Here is a 20738-nt window from a genome sequence, read left to right as displayed (position 1 = left end):
GGTCAGTTCGGTCGCACCGACGTTTCGGGAATCGGCTGCGTCAACGCTTCGCCGAGCAGGCTTTGCTCGGCCCTAGGGATCGAGAAGCGAACCTTGAAGCCGTCCTCGGTCTCCAGCGTGATGATGCGCTGGGCCGTGTCGGTGGATTGTTCAAGCACCCAGGACGCCAACGGATAGGCGTAGCGCAGGCTCTGGTCGCCGTAGCGGGCCTTCAGCGCCGCCTCGAGCAGTCCGGGCAGCGTCATGATGAGGGCGCCGACCTGGTTGAGCGAGACGCTGACCGCGGCGGGATTGCCCGCCACATCCTCGAAGCCCAGCGAGATCGCACCGCCGTCGGACGCCACCTCGCAGGTCGTGAGCTGCCTCACCTTGATTTCCATCGCCAGTCCCGGAACGCACCTCGCTATATCCGTCACGATATATCGATAAGCCCAGCTGCGTCCAGCCGCTTTTTCTGGAATTGATCGAATCCGCAGCCATGGCCGGCCCGGCCGGATCGTGATATACAATGCAATATAACGAGGCCCGAACGGCCCGTTCTTCAAGGGAGCGCAAAGCCTATGAGCGACTTTAATCTGCTGATCGACGGCAAAATGGTGCCCGGCGACATGACCATGCCGGTTCTCAATCCCGCGACCGAAGAGGTGGTGGCACAATGTCCCCGCGCCTCGAAGTCCCAGCTTGATACGGCCGTTGCCGCCGCGAAGGCGGCCTTCCCTGCCTGGTCCGCGACCTCGATGGAGGACCGCCGCAAGGTCGTGATGAAGATGGCCGACGTGATCGAGGCCAATTCGGGCGAGCTCGCGCGCCTGCTCACCGCCGAGCAAGGCAAACCGCTCGCCGATGCCACCGGCGAAGTGCTCGGCATGGCCGCGTTCTTCCGCTATCTCGGCTCGCTCGATCTGCCGATGAAGGTCATCGAGAATTCCGGCGACCGCAAGGTCGAGGCCTATCGCCGCCCGCTCGGCGTCGTCGGCGCCATCATCCCCTGGAACTATCCGCTTCTGATCCTCGCCTTCAAGCTGCCCTCCGCACTGATCGCCGGCAACACCCTGATCGTGAAGCCCGCGCCGACCACACCGCTCTCTTCCCTGCGCTTCGCCGAGCTGATCAAGGACGTGGTGCCGAAGGGCGTGCTCAACTTCATCACCGATGCCAACGATCTCGGCGGCGAGATGACCAAGCATCCTGATATCCGCAAGATCTCCTTCACCGGCTCCACGGCGACGGGACAGAAGGTGATGGCGAGCGCGGCGCAGACGCTCAAGCGCATCACGCTCGAGCTCGGCGGCAACGACGCCGGCATCGTGCTCGACGACGTCGACCCGAAGAAGGTCGCACCCGGCATCTTCGAAGGCGCGTTCCAGAACTCCGGCCAGGTCTGCCTCGCCATCAAGCGGCTCTATGTGCATGAGTCCGTCTATGACGAGCTCTGCGACGAGCTGGTCGCGATCGCCAAGAGCACCGTGGTCGACGACGGCTCCAAGCAGGGCACCAAGCTCGGGCCGCTGCAGAACAAGATGCAGTACGAAAAGGTGAAGACGTTCCTCGAGGACGCGCACAAGAATGGCAAGGTGGTTGCCGGCGGCGCCGCGATGGACCGTCCCGGCTATTTCATCGAGCCGACCATCGTGCGCGACATCAAGGAAGGCTCGAAGCTGGTCGACGAGGAGCAGTTCGGACCGGTGCTGCCGCTGATCAAATATTCCGACAAGGATGACGTGATCCGCCGCGCCAACGCCACGACCTACGGCCTCGGCGCCTCGGTCTGGTCATCCGACATCAAGCGCGCCCACGAGGTGGCAACGCAACTCGAGTCCGGAACGGTCTGGATCAACAAGCATCTCGACATGGCCCCGCACATTCCGTTCGGCGGCGCCAAGCAGTCGGGCATCGGCACCGAATTCGCCGAGGAAGGCCTCGCTGAATTCACCCAGCTCCAGATCATCAACGGCCCGCCGGCGGCCTGATCCGACATAAGGGGTCGCGGCGAGATCGCCGCGGCCCCGATTTATTTTGATAGGAGAAACGCAGCGATCCGATCGCCGATGAGCATCCGACGGTTTGCGCGCTGCCCAAATAGCGTGCGCGTCCGGTCAGTAGACCGGCTCGTCCTTCAGCGCCGCGATCACCTGCTCGCCCTGCGTCGTCAGGCGATAGGTCACCAGCGGACGGCTCGATGGCGGCTTGCGGTCGGTCTCGACGATGTAGCCGCGCACCATCAGCGCTTCGAAGCTGCCATAGTAGCCGAACATGCTGATCTGGTTCTGCCTGAGCAGCTTGAATTCGCGCAGCAGGCGGATCTCGTTGCCCGAGAGCAATGAGCGGCGGACGCGTTGCACGAAGCTCGCGCGCTGCTCGAACCAGGCCTGATCGGGTAACTCAGGCGAAGGCGGCGCACTGTCGCGATCGCAGGGGCGCGCCTCGACATCGGCACGCACCGCCGGCTGCGACGGGATGCTGCTGCCGACTGCTTCCCTGGCCCCGTCTAGCAACGCGATCGGCCAGCGCCGCTTGTTGTCGACCATGACCGGCGGCGGCACGACATTGTCGCGCACCAGCTGTTCGAAGCGGCCGGCCGTCACGCCGACATAGGCAGCCGCGCGGCGGCGGTCGACGAGACGGGCATCGCGCCCGTGCTCGAGCTCGCAAGCGATATTCTCGTTCACCCCAAAATCCCCTGCCGCATCGTTGCGGGCGCGTCGCCGCGCGGGCCCGAAGGACCCGTCGGCACGTGACACTAGGATGAAACCGGCGCTCTCAAAAGGCAGAGAAATTCGTACATATTGCTGCCGTTTCGGCAACAGCTATAGTGCCCCCGGGGGTCCCATGCGCTTTCACTCACCTTCAATCCAATACTTCCATGCCGTCCGCCGCACCGGCTCGATCCGCGCCGCAGCGCGCCTCCTGAACGTCGCCTCGTCTGCCGTCAGCCGTCAAATTCTCAAGCTTGAACAAGAGGTTGGGTCCCCCTTATTCGAACGGAATGCGCGCGGCCTGACCCTCACGACGGTCGGCGAGATGCTCGCCCGGCACGTCATGAACGTGCTCCAGGACCTCGACCGCTTCCGCTCCGACGTCCAATCCCTGTCCGGCGCCTGGCATGGCACTGTCAGCATCGCCTGCATCGAGTCCCTCACCGAGTCGGTGTTGCCGGATTTGATCGCCTCGCACCGGACCCGTGCCCGGCGCGTCAGCTTCACCACGGAAGTGATGGGATCGTCCGACGTGCTTGAAGCCCTGCGCCGGGGCGAGGCCGATATCGGCATCGCCATCGCGCTCAGGCATCCGCCCGACCTGCGGCAGGTCGCGCTCAAACGGTTTCGCCTCGGCGCGCTGGTTGCGCGCGAGCATCCGCTGGCGCGCCGCAAGACGGTGACGCTGGAGCAATGTCTCGCCTTCCCCGTCATTCACGCGCTGCCGGAGCTGTCGATCTATCATTTGCTCCAGCCCTTGATCGTGCAGCTCCCCGAGACGCCGGAGCCTGCGATTCAAGCCAACTCGATCGACCTGATGCGCGAGCTCGCCGCGCGCGGCGTCGGTGTCGCCTTCCAGACCCAGCTCGGCATCGGCCGGCTGTCGCGCGACGCGCAGCTCGTGTTCCTGCCGCTCGACAATGCTGGCAGCCCGGTGTGGTCGGATCTCGGCATCTATGTCCGCGCCGAGCGCACCTTGCCCGCCTTCACCGAATCCTTCCTCCAGGAACTCGTACGCGAGCTTGGCGAGCGCGAGCGGCGGGAGAACGCGGCCTATCCACAAGTGCCGTGATGAAGCCGCAGTAGTTTCCCGGAATAGGGCTGATGGTCCGTCGTCTGATACCTTTCGTATATTCAGCCCGCCCAACGCGGACGCGCCCCAGGATCCCGAAATGCCGCTAGGTCGGCTAAAACCCTCACGAATCCTCGGCATCGAGCGTTTTTCGGACTTCGGCGAATTTCGCGCCAACGAGGTGCTCGGCCTCGGCATCTCTACGCCGCTTCGCCCGCGCGAGTTCTCGATGTCGCGCGCCATCCTGCCGCTGCAGGACGGGTTGTTCGTGCTCCAGCGCGCGTTCGCCCGTCGCCTCGAAGTCGATGTCGGCACCGACCGCGGCGTTGGCCTCACAATCCCGTTCTCGTTTCACTCCATCACCAACGGCCGCGAGATCGACAGTTCGACGGTGAACGTCGTGCGCGGCAGGGTTCCGATCAAATCCGTCGAGCAAGGCGCCAACACCTATGTGATGATGCGCTTCAACTCGGACATGCGCCATCGCGGCTGGGCGGATTACGAGAGCGGCCTGGGCTTCTTCCGCTCGCACGATGCTGCGATGGCGCGCCTGCGTGCTACGATCCTGAGCATGTTCTGCCTGGCCTCGGACCTCGACAATCCCAGGCAGTTCGACGCGCTCAACCGGCCGATCCAGGAGACGCTGCTCGCCTGCCTCGACGACACGTTGGTGCCGGCCGATGGGCTGGCCGCGCGGCGCGGATCGTTCGACAAGCACAACAGGCTGATCGCACGACTCGATGAAGTGGCGGCGACCTACGGCAGCCGCCCGCTCTACAGCGATGACCTTGCCACCACGCTCGGCGTCTCCGTGCGCACGCTCCAGACCGCCACGCAAGCGGTGCACGGCGTGAGCCTGCATCATTATCTGCGGCTCAAGCGGCTGTGGGCCACCCGCGTCCAGCTCATGACCGGAGGCGCCGTTGCCAGCGTCAAGGCCGCAGCCCTCGGCAACGGCTTCTGGCACCTCGGTGACTTCTCGCGCGGTTACAGACTGGCATTCGGCGAGACACCCTCCGAGACACTCGCGCGGAGCCGGCGTCTCTGATCAGGCCGGGTCGCGCGCTCAGCCGTGGCTATTCTCCTTGCGATGTCCGTTCTCGCTGATGCGGTCGACCCAGGCGATGCCGATCGCCGAGATAATGAAGGTCAGGTGGATCAGCACTTGCCACATCACGCCGGTCTCGGTGAAATTGCTGCGCGTGGTGCCGAGATTCCCGGCCTCGATGAAGGTCCTGAGCAGCGAGATCGAGGAGATGCCGATGATCGCCATCGCGAGCTTGATCTTGAGCACGCTGGCGTTGACGTGACTGAGCCATTCCGGCTCGTCCGGATGACCGCTCAGGTTCAGCCGGGAGACGAACGTCTCGTAGCCGCCGACGATCACCATCACCAGGAGGTTCGAGATCATGACGACGTCGATCAGGCCGAGCACGACCAGCATGATCTGCTGCTCGCTGGCGTCGAACGAATGCGCGACCAGGTGCCAGAGCTCTTTCAGGAACAGCAGCACGTAGACGGCCTGCGCGACGATGAGGCCGACATAGAGCGGCACCTGCAGCCAGCGCGAGCCGAAGATCAGCTGGGCAAACGGGCCGATTCGCGGCCGCGGCGCCGACGCCACCGAAGGTGCTATGGGTTCAGACGACATCGATCACTCCAGGAAAACGAAGGCAGGAAAACGAAGGCAGGACTTAGAGGCTTGCGATGACAGGCGCGAGCTCGAGCGAGCCGCGATAGATCATCTCAAACGCGACGTAGACGATGATCGCGAGGCCGACATAGGCGATCCAGCGCTGCTTCTGGAGCACGCGGCCGAGCAGATCGGCGGCGACGCCCATCAGCGCGACTGACAGAACCAGGCCGAAGACGAGGATGTAGGGATGCTCGCGCGCCGCGCCCGCGACCGCCAGCACGTTGTCGAGCGACATCGACACGTCGGCGGCGACGATCTGCAACGCGGCCTGCTTGAACGTTTTCCGCGGCGCAGCCGCGCTGGTCGCTCCACCGCCATGGCTGAACGCAAGCTGGTTCGCATGCGCAGCCTGTTCGCGCAGTTCGCGCCACATCTTCCAGCACACCCACAGCAGCAGCACGCCGCCGGCGAGCAACAGGCCGATCACCTGCAAAAGCTGGGTCGCGACGCCGGCAAAGACGATGCGCAGCGCGGTCGCGGCGACGATGCCGACGACGATGGCGCGGCGGCGCTGGTCGACCGGCAGGCCCGCGGCGGCGAGGCCAATGACGACGGCATTGTCGCCGGCAAGCACGAGATCGATCAGGACGACCTGGAGCAGAGCGGTCAGCGCATCGGCGGTGACGAATTCAATCATGACTGATTATTTTTCGGAACTGACGGATCCAGCCAGTGCGGCTTGCGGCGCTCGATCCAGTCGAAGACCTTCGAGCGTGACGCACGCAGCGCCGGCACGTCCTCAGCGAGCAGCGCGAGGCCGAGCGGCAGCATCCAGATGCCGAGCACCGGCAGGAAGGACAGCACGCCGCCGACGACGAGCAGCGCGCCCGAGGGAATCCGGACCCAGCGGCTGGACGGTTGCAGGAGATAGTCGACGGTGCTGGCAAGGCGCGGCGGCAGCCGATGAACGAGCGCGTCGAGCCGCGGGTCGCCGCCGGCCGGCTGGCCGGAGGCGCCCTCACTTCTCGTCTTTTGCTCGTCCGAAACTGCGCTCATGCTCACGCCTTCGAGGCGGCGCTGACCGCAGCCGGCCCGACCGGCTTCGCGCGCGGCAGCACCAGCGTCAGCAGGCGCAACAGCTTGATCGCCTGCACCTCGTGCGGATGCACGTCCTCGTCTGCGGCCGCGACGCGCTCCGACAGCTCGATGAGATGGGACGACAACGGCAGGTCCGAGACCGGCCGCAGCGTGTCGATCACCACATTGGCGAAATCAGGCTCCTCGAGCCGTTCGGCGAGCTCGTCGAACATCGAAAACAGGCGCTCTTCGCTGACGTGCGGCGCCAATCCGCGTTCCCTGATGAAGCGGATCACCTCGTCGCGCTCGACCGGCGACACGCGCCGGTCGGCCACGGCGACCAGCGCGCCGGCGATCACCAGCGCGACCGCAGCCTGCTCGTTGAAGCTGCGCGGCTCGGTGATCTCGGGTTCGATCGGATTGGAAGTGTTGGCGTCGGACATCGTTGCTCCTCTATCATTGCGAAATGACCGCACGGAGCTGCCGATGGGGACGATTTGGTCGGAGGGAACGTAAGAAGGCCCGACGATCGGCCGATCCATCGCATTCGCGCGGGACAGGTCATCCGACATCGCGAGGTTTTGCTGACATTTTCAGCGTCCTCGCCAGAGGGGCCCGGATTCTTGTTCTCTCCAGAGATAAAGCCGGGTGAGCCGGAATCAAGGCGACAACAGTGCGACCAGCCGCCGCAGAAGGGTTCCGTCCGTACCGTCATTGCGAGCGCAGCGAAGCAATCCAGAATCCCTCCGCGGAAATACTCTGGGTTGCTTCGCTGCGCTCGCAATGACGGAAGATGCCGATCTACCCCACCCGCTCCACAAGATGCGCACGCGTCGGTGACGGATCGAACCGATCCCCGAAATATTGCGTTTCGTGCGCCACCAATCCGTCGCGGAATTCCATGATGCTGACGACGTAGGACGGCACCCCGTCATAGGTCAGCACGAACTCACTCACCCAGAGATCACCGCCGCCGATGATCCGCCGGACCGTGAAGCGCTTCCTGTTGGGCTGCACGAAGCGGCTCTCCTGAATGTTCCGGCGGCCCCGAATACGCTCGCCGGACTGCGGATAGTCGAGCACGGCGTCCTCGCGATAGATGTCATGCTCGGCGTCGAAATCGTTCGCGTCCGAAGCGTCCCAATGGCGCTGGAGCGCCGTGAACTTGGCCTGGTCGTCCATTGCGATCTCCCGCCTTGCGGTTTCTGCTCTTTAGATCGGAGCGCAGCCAACTGGCGGCAAGGCCGCCTCGCAAAGTCTAACAACGACTAACGGGCCAAAAACCCGACCAGGATGCAGATTGACGCTGGAGCGATCCGGAGTTCGCCGGGCCGCGGCGCGGCGCTGGTCACACCAGGAAACGAGTATGGCACGTTTGCTGTCCGTCAATGTCGGCCTGCCGCGCGACGTCGCCTGGCAAGGCAGGACGGTCCATACCGGCATCTGGAAGGCGCCCGTCGAGGGCCCGCGCAGGGTGCGCCGACTCAACATCGATGGCGACGGCCAGGGCGATACCGCAGGTCACGGCGGCGAGCAGCGCGCCGTGTTCGTCTATCAGGCCGAGTCCTATCGTTACTGGCAAAAGCATCTCGGTCGATCGAGCCTCGTTCCTGGTCAATTCGGCGAGAACTTCACCGTCGAGGGCCTCGCCGACACCGAGGTCTGCATCGGCGATCGTTACGGGATCGGCTCCGCCCTGTTCGAAGTGACGCAACCGCGCGTCACCTGTTACCGGCTCGGCATTCGCATGGAGGAACCGGACATGGCCGCGCTGCTGGTCAAGCACGGCCGGCCCGGCTTCTATTTTCGTGTGATCGAGGAAGGCGACGTCGCGGCCGGGGATGAGATCATTCAGGTCGCGAGTGGGCCCGAAGGCATGAGCGTGTTCGAGATCAACGCGCTGCTTTATCTGCCCCCTCACCCGCGCGAGCGCCTCGAACGCGCGCTGCGGATTCCGGCGCTGAGCCGTGGCTGGCGTCATTCCTTCGTCGCGCTACTCGAGCAGCGCAGCCCGGAAAGTGCCGCAACAGGAAATGCCGGGCCTGGCCCGGCGGCCAGCCCGCCTCCGGCCTGGCGCGGTTTCCGGCCGTTTCGCGTGTCGCGTAAAATCGCCGAAAGCAGCAACGTGACGTCGCTGATCCTCGAACCCGCAGACGGACGTCCCGGAGCGGTCGCGCTGCCCGGCCAGTTCGTCATCGTGCGGCTCGGACCTTCCGCCACGCCTGCGATGACGCGCAGCTATTCGCTGTCGCGCTATTCCGATGCGGCGACCTATCGTCTCAGCATCAAGCGCGAGGCCCACGGCATCGCCAGCACATATATCGCCGACGAGCTCAGAGCCGGCGACATCGTGCAGCTCGGCGCGCCGCGCGGCAGCTTCACTTTGCAGGAAGGCACCCGGCCCATCGTCCTGCTGAGCGCCGGCATCGGCGTGACGCCTGTTCTCGCAATGCTCGGTTCTCTTGCTGCTGAAGCATCGAGGCGAGAGGTCTGGTGGCTGCACGGCAGCCGCAACAGTCGCGAGCACGCCTTCGCCGCCGAGGTGCGCGAACTCCTGGGCAGGCTGGCTCACCATCACAGCCATGTCTGCTACAGCACGCCCGATCCCGGCGATCGCCGCGATGTCGATTTCGACAGCATAGGACATCTGGATCAGCGGCTGCTTCAGACGATCAACGTGCCGCTAGACGGCGACTTCTATCTCTGCGGACCGGCGGTCTTCATGAGCGACCTCACGACCGGCCTCCACGCATTGGGCGTTGCGCCCGACCGCATCCACACCGAACTGTTCGGCGCCAGGTCATCCCTGACGCCCGGCATCGCCGCTTCACCGAACCGGCCCGCGCATGTGCCGGCCGGCGCACCGGGCCCGGGGCCCACGGTGTCCTTCGCGCGCAGCGGCCTCAATGTCTGCTGGGGACCATCATACGCGAGCCTGCTCGAATTGGCGGAAGCCTGCGACGTCCCCGTGCGCTGGTCGTGCCGGACGGGCGTCTGCCACAACTGCGAGAGTGGGCTCGTTGCGGGCGACGTCAGCTATCAGCCCGATCCGCTCGATGCACCGGCGGACGGAAATGTCCTGATCTGCTGCGCACGCCCGCAAGGCGACATCGTGATCGATCTCTAAGACACAGGAGAGTCCTATGCGAACAGATATTGTCCCGGGTGCGACCTTACCGGATTACGAGCTCAGCGATCACACCGGCAAGCACCGCAAGCTCTCCGCGCTGCAGGGCGGCGATCCGATGGTGCTCGTCCTCGGCCGCGGCGGTTTCTGTCCGAAGGACCGTCGTCAGACCGAGGGGCTGGTGCAGCTCCATCGCGAGATGGAGGTGGGCTATTGCCGGCTGGTCACGATCACCACCGACACCATCACCCAGACCAACGAATATCGCAGCGGCGCGGGCGCGCACTGGCCCTTCCTGTCCGATCCCAGGCGGGTCATCCAGAAGGATCTCGACATCGCCGAGTACACCGATCCCATCCACAACCCGATGATTCCCCATGTCATCGTGCTCGAGCCCGGCTTACGCATTCACAAGATCTACAACGGCTACTGGTTCTTCGGACGCCCGACCGTCGAAGAGCTTCGCCAAGATCTCAGAGCGGTGAGCATGGCTTGCCGACCGGATTGGGACATCACCGCGCCCGGGTTCAGGACGCAATGGGATCAGGGCCACAAGGAGAATTTTTATCCCTACGGCAAAACTTACGCCGAAACGCTCGGCGAACAGGGCTAGAAACACATTCCAAACTCGTCGGTCCGAAGCAATGCCGACCTGGAATGTGGATGATGCAGAAGAGAACCAATCCCGGCGGACGCGCCGGCCGCATGGGCGCACGCCAGATCTACGAGGCGCTGCGCGATCAGATCATGTCGCTGGTCTACGGCACTGACGGCCTGTTGCCGTCATCGCGGGCACTGGCCGGCGAAATGGGCGTGGCGCGCTCGACCGTCACGATTGCCTATGAGCAGCTCGCCGCCGAAGGTTTTATCGCGACGCGCCATGGCGCCCGGCCGCGCGTGGCGCGCGCCGTGGTGGAGCGCGGGCGCACGCACGCGACATCCCGGCCATCGACGCGCAAGGTGCGGCTGTCGGCATTCGGCGAGCGGCTGCGCCAGGACCCACCGCGCTGGACCGCGCCGCCGCGCGGGCTTGTTGCGAACTTCCGTTACGGCGAGCTTTCGCCCTCCGACTTTCCGGTCTTGGCATGGAAGAAGGCCGTGACCGCTGCAATGGCGCGCAAGCCCGAACGGCTCGCTTATGACGATCCCTGCGGCGCGCCGCGGCTGCGGACCGCACTGCAAGGTTATTTATGGCGGTCGCGCAGCGTGCGTTGCGAGGTCGACCAGATCGTCGTCGTCAACGGCTCGCAGCAGGGCCTCGACATCTGCGCGCGCCTGCTGCTCGACACCGGCGACCGCTTCGTGATGGAGGATCCCGGCTACCTGATGGCGCGGCACACTTTTGCGGCGACGGGCGCCGTGGCGCTGCCTGTCACGGTTGATAGCGACGGCCTTCAGACCGAGCGGCTCGCCGGCATCGCGGCCCGCCTCGCTTATGTCACGCCGTCGCATCAATATCCGCTTGGCGGCGTCATGCCGATCGGACGCCGGCATCAGTTGCTGGCATGGGCGCGCAAGAACAACGCCTATGTGATCGAGGACGATTACGACAGCGAGTATCGCTACGACACCAAGCCGATCCCGCCGCTGCATGCGCTGGAGGGCAGCGATAGCGTGATCTATCTCGGCACCGTCTCCAAGACGCTCTCGCCGACCTTGCGGATCGGCTATCTCGTAGTGCCGCAGGCGCTGCGATCCCTGTTCGCTGCTGCCAAGCAGATCATGGACCGGCACACGCCGCTGATCGAACAGGAGGCGCTTGCCGCGATGCTGGAGAGCGGCGCCTATGACAGCCATGTCAGGCGCGTGCGCCGGCGCAACGCCGAACGGCAGCAGGCCCTGCTCGACGCGCTGCACCGGAGGTTCGGCGATCGTATCAGGATCGAGGGCACCGCCGCAGGCCTCCATGTGGTGGCGTGGTTCGACGATCTGCCGCAAAAGCGCGAGGATGCCTTGATCATGGCGGCTCGCGCCAAGGGCGTCGGCATCTATCCCGTCTCGGCGCTGTTCGTCGGCTCCCGGACACGGAAGTCGGTCGGCCTCGTCATGGGTTATTCGGCGCTGGAAACCGCGCAAATCGAGCGGGGATGCAAGCTTCTCGCGCAGGCGGTTGCCGAACTGGACTGATGATATCGTGCATAACTGGCAGTTTCTTACAGGCCAGATTCGGGCTATCTCCGGACCAGGAACGGAGACACGCCATGTACATTCCCCCCGCCTTCAGGGACGACGACATCGAGAGCATCCGCGCGACCATCCGCGCCGCGCGTCTTGCGAGCCTCGTCACAGCCACCGCCGAGGGGCCGGTCGCCACGCCCTTGCCGCTCTTTCTCGACGAGAGCGAAGGCGAACATGGCGTGCTGTACGGGCATGTGGCGAAGGCCAACCCGCAATGGAAGCTGCCGGCGATCGGCGATGCGCTCGCGATCTTTGCCGGTCCCGACGCCTATGTGACGCCGTCCTGGTACGCGACCAAGCAGGAGACCGAAAAGGTCGTACCGACCTGGAACTACATCGCCGTGCATGCCTATGGCCCGGTGGAATTCTTCCAGGAGCCGGAGCGCCTGCTCGAGGCCGTGACGCGGCTGACCAAAAAGCACGAAGGCGCGCGCGCAAAGCCGTGGGCGGTCAGTGATGCGCCCGCAGACTTCATCGCCGCGCAGCTACGCGGGATCGTCGGCGTGCGCATCCCCGTGGTGCGGTTCGAAGGCAAGCGCAAGATGAGCCAGAACCGGCCCGAGGCCGACCGCATCGGCGTCGCAGCAGGGCTCGCGGCGAGCGAGAGCGCTGGCGATCGCGAAGTCGCGCACCTGATTCCGCTACCAACCTAAGAGGCTGTTCCTGGCCTTCACGGCAGGGAACCATTGTCCCGTCAGGTGCGTTGGTGCGTCTCAGCAAACAATGCGCGCTTCAGCGCCGTCATAGCGCCCGCGCAAGCTTCGCCAACGAGAACGTCTCTTCTGAACTCGCTACGCCGTAGGGGACTACATGACTGACATCACCTGGTGCGCCGGTTGCGGCCACAGCCTGGTCCCGATCCTGTCCGGGAAGGGCTCGACAACGCCGAGCTGCTTCTGGTGCGAGGGCGTCGACGCGCGGACCATGGAGATGGCGAAGTGGGCGGACAGCCCGGCCGGCAAGCCGGATCGGGCCGCGCCTCGTTCCTTTGATTGAGCCACCCTCCGCGTCAGACCCTCGCCACCAGGCGTGGACCGAACACGGACGCGACGGTCGGGGCAGGAGCAGCGACCGGCTTTCGCGTCGACCGGCGCCGCGGGATGAAGAAGCTGTTGACGAGAATCGGCTCGTTGTCGCCGAGCGCGGTTCGCTCCTTCACCAGCCCGCTCATCACCGCGCGCATCTTGATGACTTCCTGCGCCACGAAGCTGCAGTCCTCGTCGCGATTGATCTGCTCATGCATGATCGCTTCAGCCTCGCGCATGCTGACGCGAAGCGCCCTGATCGTTCTGCGGATGTCGTTGATGCGGTTGTCCATGGCTGCCTCCATCTCGGTCGCAGCATAAGAACAAACCATGAACATATTGTCAATCGCCGCCCTGACGAATTGCGACGTCGCCGCCGATCCCAGGGCGGCGCAACTGCACGCGCACTGACGAGGCTTGCTGACAAATTAGACAAGTCGAGCCGCTCTCCCGGAAGCGTGAGGCGCCGGCGCTGCGTCGGACGGTCAAACCAAGCGGGCGATCTAACCTCCCGTGCAACCACGGGATTTTTTCCTGAACAACTTCGCCGCGCCACGGCGCCGGGCCCGTTTGTCGATCCGCAAACCAGCTGGCCCAAAATTCGCAACGACGTCGCAAGCTTGGCAATGGCGCAGAGCGGAGAACGTCATGAACGTGCATGCTGCGGGCGATCTCAAGACCACCGGCCTCACCCATCCGAACGGCGCGCCGCTCCGCCTCAACACCCAGGATTTTGTGGCGATCGATCGCGACCGCAATGCCAAGTTCGAAGCGACGTATCGTCCGCAAGCCCTCTACAATCGCGCCAACGAAGGCTTTCACGCCAACAACGAAACCTTCCTGCTCCACGAAGTCGCGACCAATCTGCCGATCTATCGCCCCGACACCGGCCCCACCGACTTCCATCTGCATCTACCGCCGGGCGGCTTTCAGCTCGTGCTGGTCACCTCGGGCGCCTTCACCTTCGACTATGACGGACGCTTCTACAATGTCGGCCCGGGCGCGGTGATGCTGCAAAGCGCGATCGTGCACCGCCAGCTGTTCTACACCTGGTCGGGTCTGTCGACCGAAGAGAATTTGAAGACGCCGCAGACGGTGGTGCCGGATCCGATCTCGATGGGCTATTCCGGCAAATTCCTCGAAGCCTTCATCACCGATCCCACCACCTTTCCGAATCCGACCATCGTCGGCCCGGATCAGATCGACGAAGCCGAGACGCCGCGTGTGGCCTGGAGCCATCCACTGCACGATCGTCCGGCCGATGGCGGCTTCTGGCTTCAGGATCCCCTGGCGCTGGATGCGCTGTTCAAGCCGCTCACCGACGGCTCGGTCAAATCGGCGCTGCCGGTTTACGTGCGCGATATCGGGATCGAGATTCCAAGCGGCCATCTCGTCGCCGGCCACATCATCGCAACCGACCCGCGTGGCCACTCGTTGCTGCCGAAGAGCACATCCATCGCCGCAGACGCCTCCTGTTTCGCCAAGGGCGAGGTCGTGATCTATCGCGTCATTCGCGGCACGGCCGCATTCAAGAAGAAGGCTGGCGAGACCTTTGAACTCTCCGCCGGCGATGTCGTGACAGCGGGCAAGGAGTCGATCAGCCTCGCCGGCCTCGGCGAAAACACCCAGGTCCTGCGGCTCGGTCTATTGAAAGGCATGAACGACCTCCGCAGCTGGACGCCGACGCAGCGCGACGAGATCGACGGATTGGCCAGCCAGATCATCACGCAGAAGGACATCCGTCCACTACGCACCGAAGGCAAGCCGGTCGGATATCTGTACGCATAAGCGACTTCTCCGCTGCGGGTCTTGCCCGCCCACAAATAGTGCTGGTAGTTCATAGGCGATCGAGATGCGCCTGGAGCACCAGCTTCGCCCGTGAGCCGCGACGTCACCAGAACCTGCGGAAGCTGCACGGCCTGCTGCGATGGCTGGCTGCAGATCGAGGTGCGCGGTCACAAGGTGCGTAAGGGGCAACCGTGCCCGTTCAGCATCGCCCACCGCTGTTCGATCTATCCGGAACGCCCGCAGCATCCCTGCCGCGAATTCGTCTGCGGCTGGCTGGTCGCATCGAGCCCGCTGCCGGATTGGATGCGGCCGGATCAATCCAGCATGATCATGCTGGCCGCCAATTTCTTCTGGCGCGGCCTGCCGGTCGACGTCGTGGTGCCGGTCGGCGAGCAGCCAAAGAAGAAGGCGCTGGACTGGCTGACACGATTTTGCGCCGAGCAAAGACGGCTGCTGGTCTACCAGATCGGCGATGAGTGGTTCGCGTTCGGACCACCCGTGTTCCAGGCCGACATCGCCAGCCGACTCGCCCGCGGCGAAACGCCTTGGTGCGATTGACCCGAGTCACTGACCCAAGCCTTGGAAGCCATTCACTTTTTGACGCTGAGCCAATTCGGTGCACCGCAATGCGGCAGTTCGCCGCGCGACACGCTTTGTCAGGAATAGTTGCTGATCAGACACAGTCGGTCGGAAAGTGAGCCGCATCACACGAGTCCGATTGTATATGGTATCTGGCATACAATACGCTCCGCTTGATCCCGGACCCATTGAGAGTTCGCGGCGATAGAGGGGAATCACGATGAGGAAGGCCTTTCTGCTCGGCACAGGCTTTGCTGCCCTATTTACAACTACAAATATACATCAACTAAGAGCAGCAACTATAGATGACGTCGTTGCCCGCCTCGATGCGCTCGAGCGCAGCAACGCCAAGCTTGCGAAGGAGAACGCGCAGCTTCGCGAGCGCGTCAATCACATCGGCGAGCCGAAATCCGCGGGGACTGCCGCCGCGCCGGCCTCGCCCAAGGGCAATCCAGTTCTGCACGCGGCGGTCGCGCCATCGCCGGCGCCAGAGCACACCGTCGTCAGCCTCGGCGGCGCTCCGCTCTACAGCAAAGCGCCCGGAAGCAATCCATTCATCGACAACACCACGGTGACGCTCTACGGCCACGTCGATGTCTCGGGCGATATCTTCAATCCCGGCGTTTACGATCAGGGCACGAAGTTCGGCGTTTCGAGCAATCTCACCTATTTCGGCGTTCGCGCGCGGCACAACCTTGATCCCTATGGCTATCCCGGATGGGCGGCCATCGCGCAGTTCGAGTCGCTCGTCGAGGTCGCGGCCGTTCCGACCGAGCGCGCGGCGTTCGGCACGCGCGACAGCTTCCTCGGCATGGAAAGCCCCTGGGGCGCGATCAAGGCCGGCAAGGCGGATACGCCCTACAAGAAGGCGACGGCGAAGTTCGATCCGTTCTCGGCCACGCTCGGCGACTACAACTCGATCATGGGCAACACCGGCGGCGATCTCCGCGCCGAGTTCGATTGGCGCGCGGCGCATGCGATCTGGTATGAATCGCCGGTGTGGAACGGCTTCCAGGCCACACTCATGGTCTCGCCGGGGCAGAATACGGCGAAGGACAACAGCGACTATGCGCTCGGCGATTTCAATTGCCCTGCCACCTCGTCGCGCGGCAGCGGCTCGGGCTTCCCGCTCACATCCGCGCCGGAAGGCTGCACCGACGGCTCATACGGCAATCTCTACAGCGCATCGTTGACCTACAACAAGGGTGGCTTCACCGGCGTCGCCGCTTACGAGCTGCATGAGGGTACCAACCGAACCGGCGACGAGGGCGTGACACCGCTGAGCAATGGCGGCGTTCTCACGGTGCCGACGGGAGCGGTCGGCATCGCCAACGAGTGGGCCGCAAAGGTCGGCGCGGGCTACAAGTTCAACGACATGATCGGCAGTCTCCAGCTCTACGGCATCTACGAGATCATGCGCCGCCAGAATACGGTCGCCGCCTTCAACGAGCGTTCGCGCGACGGCTACTTCCTGAGCGCCACGCAGTCGATCGACAAGTGGGACGTCAGCGCATCCTGGGCTCACGCCAACGCCTCGCCGGGCTCGCCGGGCACGGGCGTCCTTAACGCCTATCCCACCGCCGGGGTGGCGGTATCCGCTCCGGCCGGTTCCGCCGACTTCGCGCTGAACAGCGTCGACTCCAGTGCAGACCAGTATGCGATCGGCATGAAGTATCACTTCAGCCCGTTCGTGAGCTGGTACATGGTGGGAAGCTATCTGCGCAACGGACCGGGCGCACATTACTGCCTCGGCGCCAGTGGGCACGGCTACGCCGTCTGCGGACGCGACGCCAACAACAACGTCGTTGCCGGCAACAAGGCCAAAGCGGTCACGACCGGCATGACGTTCGACTTCTGACCGGGAAGAGAAGACAGCGGGGAGCCGGTCGCGGCTCCCCGTCGTGAGCGCCTACTCCGCCGCCTGACGCACGTGGCGCGCGGTCGGGGTGCGCATCGTCACCAGCTCTTCGGCAGCGGTCGGATGCAGCGCGATGGTCGCGTCGAAATCGGCCTTGGTCGCCTTCATCTTCACGGCAATCGCGACGACTTGCGTGACCTCGGCGGCGCAATCGCCGACGATGTGACAGCCAAGCACGCGGTCGGTCGAGCCGTCGACGATGAGCTTCATCAGCACGCGGGTGTCTCGGCCCGACATCGTCGCCTTGATCGGGCGGAACGTCGTCTTGTAGATGTCGACGTGGCTAAACTGCGCGCGCGCTTCGGTCTCCGTCAGACCGACAGTGCCGACCTCCGGCTGCGAGAACACCGCGGTCGGGATGTACGAGTGATCAACCTGCACGGTACGCTTGCCGAACACGGTATCGGCGAAAGCATGGCCCTCGCGGATCGCGACCGGCGTCAAATTGTGGCGATGGGTAACGTCGCCGATCGCATAGATGCTGTCGACCGAGCTCTTCGAGAAATGATCGACCGCGATGCCGCCGTTCTTCGGATTGATGGCGACGCCGGCCTTCTCCAGGCCAAGACTGGCCACGGCCGGATGACGGCCGATCGCGAACATCACCTGGTCGGAGGCGAGGCTCGATCCGTTCGACAGATGCGTGGTGAATTCCTCGCCGTTACGGTCGACATGGCGATCCACCTTGTTCACCGTGCAGCCGGTGAGAATGGTGATGCCCTGCTTCTCCATCTCGCTGCGGACGTGCGCGCGGACGTCTTCGTCGAAGCCGCGCAAGATGTTGTCGCCGCGATAGATCACGGTGACGTCGGAGCCGAAGCCGGCGAAGATGCCGGCGAACTCCAGCGCGATGTAGCCGCCGCCCTGGATCACGATCCGCTTCGGCAGCTTCTTGAGGTGGAACGCCTCGTTGGACGAGATCACATGCTCGATCCCGGGAATCGACGCGCCATGATTGGGCGCGCCGCCGGTGGCGATGAGGATGTATTTCGCGGTGATCTTCCTGTCGTCCGCGAGCAGGCGGACGGTGTGCTTGTCCTCGATCACCGCGCGGCTCTTGACGACCTGCGCGCCCGACTTCTCGACATTGGTCGTGTAGGCCGCCTCCAGCCGCGCGATCTCCTTGTCCTTGTTGGCGATCAGCGTCGGCCAGTCGAAGGTCGCGGGCGGAACGCTCCAGCCGAAGCCGGCGGCGTCCTCGAGTTCGTGACGGACATGCGAGCCGATCACGAACAGCTTCTTCGGCACGCAGCCGCGGATCACGCAGGTGCCGCCCATCCGGTACTCTTCCGCGATCATCACGCGGGCGCCGTATCCGGCCGCGATACGGGCGGCACGCACGCCGCCCGAACCGCCACCGATGACAAAGAGGTCGACGTCGAATTCAGCCATTGTCCACTCCGACCTCTTCAACCCAAACCGCGGCGCGCTTTGGGGCTTCCTGATCAGCTATCCCTGGAGATAGGTACTGTCACATTTCCTTGCCACGCTTCTTCATCTCGGCGCGGAACGCGCTCGCGACGACCTCGGAGAAGTTCTGCGCCCAGGCGTTCATGACCTGCATGCTGAGGCTGATGGCCTTGGGCTCATTGGTGATCAGCTTCTGGCCGAGCGGCGACTTGTAGAACGCAACGAGGTCCTTCAGCTCCTGCTCGGTGAACTCACCGGCATAGACGCCCACCATGCCATCGCCGATCTCCTGCTCGCGGCCGGCAAGCTGCTTGGCGACGATCGGGGCGAGCTCGTTGAGATCCTTCTGGTAGTTGAGGTTCTGCCCGATCAGCGTGCCCTTGACCTTCTCCACCATGCCGGGCACGGCGTTGGCGTACATCGCACTGGCATTCTTCAGCGTCAAAATCTCCCTCGCCGCCGCAATCGACGCCGCAGACGGCGCCGACGGTGCTGCCGGCTGCTGCGCAGTCGCAGGCACTGCCCCCAGTGCCAGCGCGAAAGCGAGGCACGCAGCGGGCACGATCTTCAAAACGCTCTTCATTTCTAGTCTCCTTTCGGCTTTCGCCGTTCAATCACACGAATTCCCTCGCCACCCGCCAAAACAGCCGAGCTGGCCAAGCCGATGAACAACCCATGCTCGACCACGCCGGGGATCGCGCTCAACGCCCTGGCGAGGCTGGCCGGATCCACAATACGTCCGAGCTGGGCATCGACGATCCAGTGGCCACCATCGGTGACGAAAACGTGGCCATCCCTGGCCTTGCGGACCGCCATTTGCCCGGAAACGCCGCACTCCGCAAATGCCTTCTCGATCGCCCGACGCGTCGCGCCGAGCCCGAACGGAATGACCTCGACCGGCAGCGGAAAGCGGCCGAGCGTCGGCACCCATTTGGTGTCGTCGGCAATCACGATCATGCGATCCGAGGCGGCCGCCACGATCTTCTCACGCAGCAGCGCACCGCCACCGCCCTTGATCAAATTGAGCTCGGGATCGATCTCGTCGGCGCCGTCGACGGTGATGTCGAGATGGTCGATCTCATCGAGCGTGGTCAGCGGCACGCCGCAGCGCGCCGCATCGGCGCGCGTCGCCTCGGAGGTCGGCACGCCGATCACCCTGAGGCCGGCAGCGACGCGCTCGCCAAGCAGCTCGACGAAATGCTTGGCGGTCGAGCCGGTGCCGAGGCCGAGCTGCATGCCGTCACGCACCTCTTCCAGCGCACGCGCCGCAGCCTGCCGCTTCAACTGGTCCATGTCCAAGTTTGGGCCCGCCTCTCAAGTCTGGAGTGCCGCTGGTCCCGTCGGTTGCGGCGGGCCTATGTAGCCTCGTTTTTCCCCGGAGAACAGGGTCTGGGAACGGGCCTATAAGCTGATCTTATAGCCCTGCCCCTTGCGCCGGTACGGCCGGGCCGGTAGCGCTTGGACCATGACCTCCCCCTACACTCTCGTCTTCGATCTCGACGGCACGCTTGTGGATACGGCGCCCGACCTGATCACCGCGCTCAATTACGTGCTCGACCGCGAAGGCCTGCCGCCCGTGCCGATGGCCTCGGCCCGCAACATGATCGGCGCCGGTGCCCGCAAGCTGATCGAGCGGGGCCTGGAGGCCGAGGGCCGCTCGGTCACGCCTGCCGACATGGACCGGATGACGGCGGATTTCATCGCCTATTACGCCGATCATATCGCGGTCGAATCGCTGCCCTTCGAGGGGCTCCTCGACGCGCTCGACCTGTTTGCGGCCCAGGGCCATCGTCTCGCGGTCTGCACCAACAAGCTGGAATGGCTGTCGAAGCGGCTCCTGGACCAGCTCGACCTGAGCCGGCGGTTCGCAGCGATCTGCGGCGCGGACACCTTTGGGGTCCAGAAGCCCGATCCGACCATTTTCCGCGAGACCGTGGCGCGGGCCGGCGGCGAGGTCAAAGCCAGCATCATGGTCGGCGACGCCGGAACCGACGTCGGCGTGGCCCGGCGCGCGGGAGTGCCTGTGATCGGGGTCAGTTTCGGCTACACGGACGTGCCGATCGCCGATCTGAAGCCGGACCGGCTGATCCATCACATGCGCGACCTGCCGGCGGCCGCCCATAGCCTGATGACGGCTTAGGACCAGGCAAGGCCCTGACATAGCTGCGTTATTCCAGGAAACCCTGCGTTAACCATCTATTAACTATGCACGGTGCGCCGGTTGCTTGCCCC

General features: G+C 64.5%; 23 protein-coding genes. 12 read left to right on the top strand and 11 right to left on the bottom strand.

What is annotated here, in order from left to right:
- Positions 1 to 2: 2 nt before the first annotated feature.
- A complete protein-coding gene (locus tag ACLFLU_RS18245; protein ID WP_426413541.1) occupies positions 3 to 380 on the bottom strand; it encodes a hypothetical protein in 378 nt (125 codons plus the stop codon).
- Between the two features lie 180 nt (positions 381 to 560).
- Between ACLFLU_RS18245 and ACLFLU_RS18240 the strand changes: the two genes are divergently transcribed.
- Entirely contained in the window at positions 561 to 1970 is a 1410-nt protein-coding gene (locus tag ACLFLU_RS18240) for an aldehyde dehydrogenase family protein (protein ID WP_254130672.1), read from the top strand.
- Positions 1971 to 2096: 126 nt separating this feature from the next.
- Here the strand turns inward: ACLFLU_RS18240 and ACLFLU_RS18235 are convergent, their stop codons facing one another.
- Positions 2097 to 2669, bottom strand: coding sequence for a hypothetical protein (locus ACLFLU_RS18235; RefSeq protein WP_426413540.1), 573 nt, complete (start codon positions 2667 to 2669; stop codon positions 2097 to 2099).
- 160 nt (positions 2670 to 2829) lie between these two features.
- Between ACLFLU_RS18235 and ACLFLU_RS18230 the strand changes: the two genes are divergently transcribed.
- Positions 2830 to 3768, top strand: a complete 939-nt coding sequence (locus ACLFLU_RS18230; protein WP_426413539.1) for a LysR family transcriptional regulator — start codon at positions 2830 to 2832, stop codon at positions 3766 to 3768.
- Positions 3769 to 3868: 100 nt separating this feature from the next.
- Positions 3869 to 4816, top strand: coding sequence for a helix-turn-helix domain-containing protein (locus tag ACLFLU_RS18225; protein ID WP_426413538.1), 948 nt, complete (start codon positions 3869 to 3871; stop codon positions 4814 to 4816).
- An 18-nt stretch (positions 4817 to 4834) separates the two neighbouring features.
- Here the strand turns inward: ACLFLU_RS18225 and ACLFLU_RS18220 are convergent, their stop codons facing one another.
- The 5 genes from ACLFLU_RS18220 to ACLFLU_RS18200 form a co-directional block, all read right to left on the bottom strand.
- Positions 4835 to 5419: a TIGR00645 family protein gene (locus ACLFLU_RS18220; RefSeq protein ID WP_426413537.1), complete on the bottom strand. Its 585-nt coding sequence runs from the start codon at positions 5417 to 5419 to the stop codon at positions 4835 to 4837.
- Positions 5420 to 5462: 43 nt separating this feature from the next.
- Positions 5463 to 6101 (bottom strand): TerC family protein, encoded by a 639-nt coding sequence (locus ACLFLU_RS18215; protein ID WP_426413536.1) that lies wholly within the window; start codon positions 6099 to 6101, stop codon positions 5463 to 5465.
- Positions 6098 to 6460 carry a hypothetical protein gene (locus ACLFLU_RS18210; RefSeq protein ID WP_426413535.1) on the bottom strand — a complete coding sequence of 121 codons (363 nt, stop codon included), beginning with the start codon at positions 6458 to 6460 and terminating at the stop codon, positions 6098 to 6100. Before ACLFLU_RS18210 ends, ACLFLU_RS18215 begins: the two co-directional genes overlap by 4 nt.
- A 2-nt stretch (positions 6461 to 6462) precedes the next feature.
- On the bottom strand, positions 6463 to 6924 hold the full coding sequence (locus tag ACLFLU_RS18205) for a TerB family tellurite resistance protein (protein WP_426413534.1): 462 nt from the start codon (positions 6922 to 6924) through the stop codon (positions 6463 to 6465).
- 358 nt (positions 6925 to 7282) lie between these two features.
- Positions 7283 to 7663, bottom strand: coding sequence for a nuclear transport factor 2 family protein (locus tag ACLFLU_RS18200; protein WP_426413533.1), 381 nt, complete (start codon positions 7661 to 7663; stop codon positions 7283 to 7285).
- Between the two features lie 184 nt (positions 7664 to 7847).
- Between ACLFLU_RS18200 and ACLFLU_RS18195 the strand changes: the two genes are divergently transcribed.
- From ACLFLU_RS18195 to ACLFLU_RS18175, 5 genes are all read left to right on the top strand, one after another.
- The gene (locus ACLFLU_RS18195; protein WP_426413532.1) at positions 7848 to 9608 is read left to right on the top strand and encodes an MOSC domain-containing protein; all 1761 of its coding nucleotides are present in this window, start codon (positions 7848 to 7850) and stop codon (positions 9606 to 9608) included.
- Between the two features lie 16 nt (positions 9609 to 9624).
- Positions 9625 to 10221 (top strand): redoxin domain-containing protein, encoded by a 597-nt coding sequence (locus ACLFLU_RS18190; protein ID WP_426413531.1) that lies wholly within the window; start codon positions 9625 to 9627, stop codon positions 10219 to 10221.
- A 50-nt stretch (positions 10222 to 10271) separates the two neighbouring features.
- Positions 10272 to 11735: a PLP-dependent aminotransferase family protein gene (locus tag ACLFLU_RS18185; protein WP_426413530.1), complete on the top strand. Its 1464-nt coding sequence runs from the start codon at positions 10272 to 10274 to the stop codon at positions 11733 to 11735.
- 74 nt (positions 11736 to 11809) lie between these two features.
- The gene (locus ACLFLU_RS18180; RefSeq protein WP_426413529.1) at positions 11810 to 12439 is read left to right on the top strand and encodes an FMN-binding negative transcriptional regulator; all 630 of its coding nucleotides are present in this window, start codon (positions 11810 to 11812) and stop codon (positions 12437 to 12439) included.
- 157 nt (positions 12440 to 12596) lie between these two features.
- Positions 12597 to 12782 (top strand): hypothetical protein, encoded by a 186-nt coding sequence (locus tag ACLFLU_RS18175; RefSeq protein WP_426413528.1) that lies wholly within the window; start codon positions 12597 to 12599, stop codon positions 12780 to 12782.
- Positions 12783 to 12795: 13 nt separating this feature from the next.
- Here ACLFLU_RS18175 and ACLFLU_RS18170 read toward each other — a convergent pair whose 3' ends face one another.
- Positions 12796 to 13104, bottom strand: coding sequence for a hypothetical protein (locus ACLFLU_RS18170; protein ID WP_426413527.1), 309 nt, complete (start codon positions 13102 to 13104; stop codon positions 12796 to 12798).
- Positions 13105 to 13459: 355 nt separating this feature from the next.
- On the opposite strand from ACLFLU_RS18170, the gene ACLFLU_RS18165 reads away from it, so the two are divergent.
- The 3 genes from ACLFLU_RS18165 to ACLFLU_RS18155 all read left to right on the top strand — a co-directional run bounded on the left by ACLFLU_RS18165 (position 13460) and on the right by ACLFLU_RS18155 (position 17036).
- Entirely contained in the window at positions 13460 to 14599 is a 1140-nt protein-coding gene (locus ACLFLU_RS18165) for a hypothetical protein (RefSeq protein ID WP_426413526.1), read from the top strand.
- A 90-nt stretch (positions 14600 to 14689) separates the two neighbouring features.
- Positions 14690 to 15157 (top strand): hypothetical protein, encoded by a 468-nt coding sequence (locus ACLFLU_RS18160; protein ID WP_426413525.1) that lies wholly within the window; start codon positions 14690 to 14692, stop codon positions 15155 to 15157.
- 241 nt (positions 15158 to 15398) lie between these two features.
- The gene (locus ACLFLU_RS18155; protein ID WP_426413524.1) at positions 15399 to 17036 is read left to right on the top strand and encodes a porin; all 1638 of its coding nucleotides are present in this window, start codon (positions 15399 to 15401) and stop codon (positions 17034 to 17036) included.
- A gap of 51 nt (positions 17037 to 17087) precedes the next feature.
- Here the strand turns inward: ACLFLU_RS18155 and gor are convergent, their stop codons facing one another.
- The 3 genes from gor to rpiA form a co-directional block, all read right to left on the bottom strand.
- The gene (gene gor / locus ACLFLU_RS18150; RefSeq protein WP_426413523.1) at positions 17088 to 18488 is read right to left on the bottom strand and encodes a glutathione-disulfide reductase; all 1401 of its coding nucleotides are present in this window, start codon (positions 18486 to 18488) and stop codon (positions 17088 to 17090) included.
- A 79-nt stretch (positions 18489 to 18567) separates the two neighbouring features.
- Positions 18568 to 19089 (bottom strand): DUF2059 domain-containing protein, encoded by a 522-nt coding sequence (locus tag ACLFLU_RS18145; RefSeq protein WP_426413522.1) that lies wholly within the window; start codon positions 19087 to 19089, stop codon positions 18568 to 18570.
- A gap of 2 nt (positions 19090 to 19091) precedes the next feature.
- A complete protein-coding gene (gene rpiA / locus ACLFLU_RS18140; RefSeq protein ID WP_426413521.1) occupies positions 19092 to 19805 on the bottom strand; it encodes a ribose-5-phosphate isomerase RpiA in 714 nt (237 codons plus the stop codon).
- A 166-nt stretch (positions 19806 to 19971) separates the two neighbouring features.
- Here rpiA and ACLFLU_RS18135 point away from each other — a divergent pair, with 166 nt between their 5' ends.
- On the top strand, positions 19972 to 20646 hold the full coding sequence (locus ACLFLU_RS18135) for an HAD-IA family hydrolase (RefSeq protein WP_426413520.1): 675 nt from the start codon (positions 19972 to 19974) through the stop codon (positions 20644 to 20646).
- Positions 20647 to 20738: the final 92 nt, after the last annotated feature.

Source organism: Bradyrhizobium ganzhouense (genome assembly GCF_049949285.1).
In the GTDB taxonomy this organism is placed as follows: domain Bacteria; phylum Pseudomonadota; class Alphaproteobacteria; order Rhizobiales; family Xanthobacteraceae; genus Bradyrhizobium; species Bradyrhizobium ganzhouense.
The sequence above is the reverse complement of the archived record's forward strand: the minus strand, read 5'-3'. Positions and strand labels throughout refer to the sequence as shown.

What these genes read in the sequence shown, in the direction of transcription:
- ACLFLU_RS18245 (WP_426413541.1), bottom strand. Translation starts at nt 380, where the DNA reads ATGGAAATCAAGGTGAGGCAGCTCACGACCTGCGAGGTGGCGTCCGAC.
- ACLFLU_RS18240 (WP_254130672.1), top strand. Translation starts at nt 561, where the DNA reads ATGAGCGACTTTAATCTGCTGATCGACGGCAAAATGGTGCCCGGCGAC.
- ACLFLU_RS18230 (WP_426413539.1), top strand. Translation starts at nt 2,830, where the DNA reads ATGCGCTTTCACTCACCTTCAATCCAATACTTCCATGCCGTCCGCCGC.
- ACLFLU_RS18225 (WP_426413538.1), top strand. Translation starts at nt 3,869, where the DNA reads ATGCCGCTAGGTCGGCTAAAACCCTCACGAATCCTCGGCATCGAGCGT.
- ACLFLU_RS18220 (WP_426413537.1), bottom strand. Translation starts at nt 5,419, where the DNA reads ATGTCGTCTGAACCCATAGCACCTTCGGTGGCGTCGGCGCCGCGGCCG.
- ACLFLU_RS18215 (WP_426413536.1), bottom strand. Translation starts at nt 6,101, where the DNA reads ATGATTGAATTCGTCACCGCCGATGCGCTGACCGCTCTGCTCCAGGTC.
- ACLFLU_RS18210 (WP_426413535.1), bottom strand. Translation starts at nt 6,460, where the DNA reads ATGAGCGCAGTTTCGGACGAGCAAAAGACGAGAAGTGAGGGCGCCTCC.
- ACLFLU_RS18205 (WP_426413534.1), bottom strand. Translation starts at nt 6,924, where the DNA reads ATGTCCGACGCCAACACTTCCAATCCGATCGAACCCGAGATCACCGAG.
- ACLFLU_RS18200 (WP_426413533.1), bottom strand. Translation starts at nt 7,663, where the DNA reads ATGGACGACCAGGCCAAGTTCACGGCGCTCCAGCGCCATTGGGACGCT.
- ACLFLU_RS18195 (WP_426413532.1), top strand. Translation starts at nt 7,848, where the DNA reads ATGGCACGTTTGCTGTCCGTCAATGTCGGCCTGCCGCGCGACGTCGCC.
- ACLFLU_RS18190 (WP_426413531.1), top strand. Translation starts at nt 9,625, where the DNA reads ATGCGAACAGATATTGTCCCGGGTGCGACCTTACCGGATTACGAGCTC.
- ACLFLU_RS18185 (WP_426413530.1), top strand. Translation starts at nt 10,272, where the DNA reads ATGATGCAGAAGAGAACCAATCCCGGCGGACGCGCCGGCCGCATGGGC.
- ACLFLU_RS18180 (WP_426413529.1), top strand. Translation starts at nt 11,810, where the DNA reads ATGTACATTCCCCCCGCCTTCAGGGACGACGACATCGAGAGCATCCGC.
- ACLFLU_RS18175 (WP_426413528.1), top strand. Translation starts at nt 12,597, where the DNA reads ATGACTGACATCACCTGGTGCGCCGGTTGCGGCCACAGCCTGGTCCCG.
- ACLFLU_RS18170 (WP_426413527.1), bottom strand. Translation starts at nt 13,104, where the DNA reads ATGGACAACCGCATCAACGACATCCGCAGAACGATCAGGGCGCTTCGC.
- ACLFLU_RS18165 (WP_426413526.1), top strand. Translation starts at nt 13,460, where the DNA reads ATGAACGTGCATGCTGCGGGCGATCTCAAGACCACCGGCCTCACCCAT.
- ACLFLU_RS18155 (WP_426413524.1), top strand. Translation starts at nt 15,399, where the DNA reads ATGAGGAAGGCCTTTCTGCTCGGCACAGGCTTTGCTGCCCTATTTACA.
- gor (WP_426413523.1), bottom strand. Translation starts at nt 18,488, where the DNA reads ATGGCTGAATTCGACGTCGACCTCTTTGTCATCGGTGGCGGTTCGGGC.
- ACLFLU_RS18145 (WP_426413522.1), bottom strand. Translation starts at nt 19,089, where the DNA reads ATGAAGAGCGTTTTGAAGATCGTGCCCGCTGCGTGCCTCGCTTTCGCG.
- ACLFLU_RS18135 (WP_426413520.1), top strand. Translation starts at nt 19,972, where the DNA reads ATGACCTCCCCCTACACTCTCGTCTTCGATCTCGACGGCACGCTTGTG.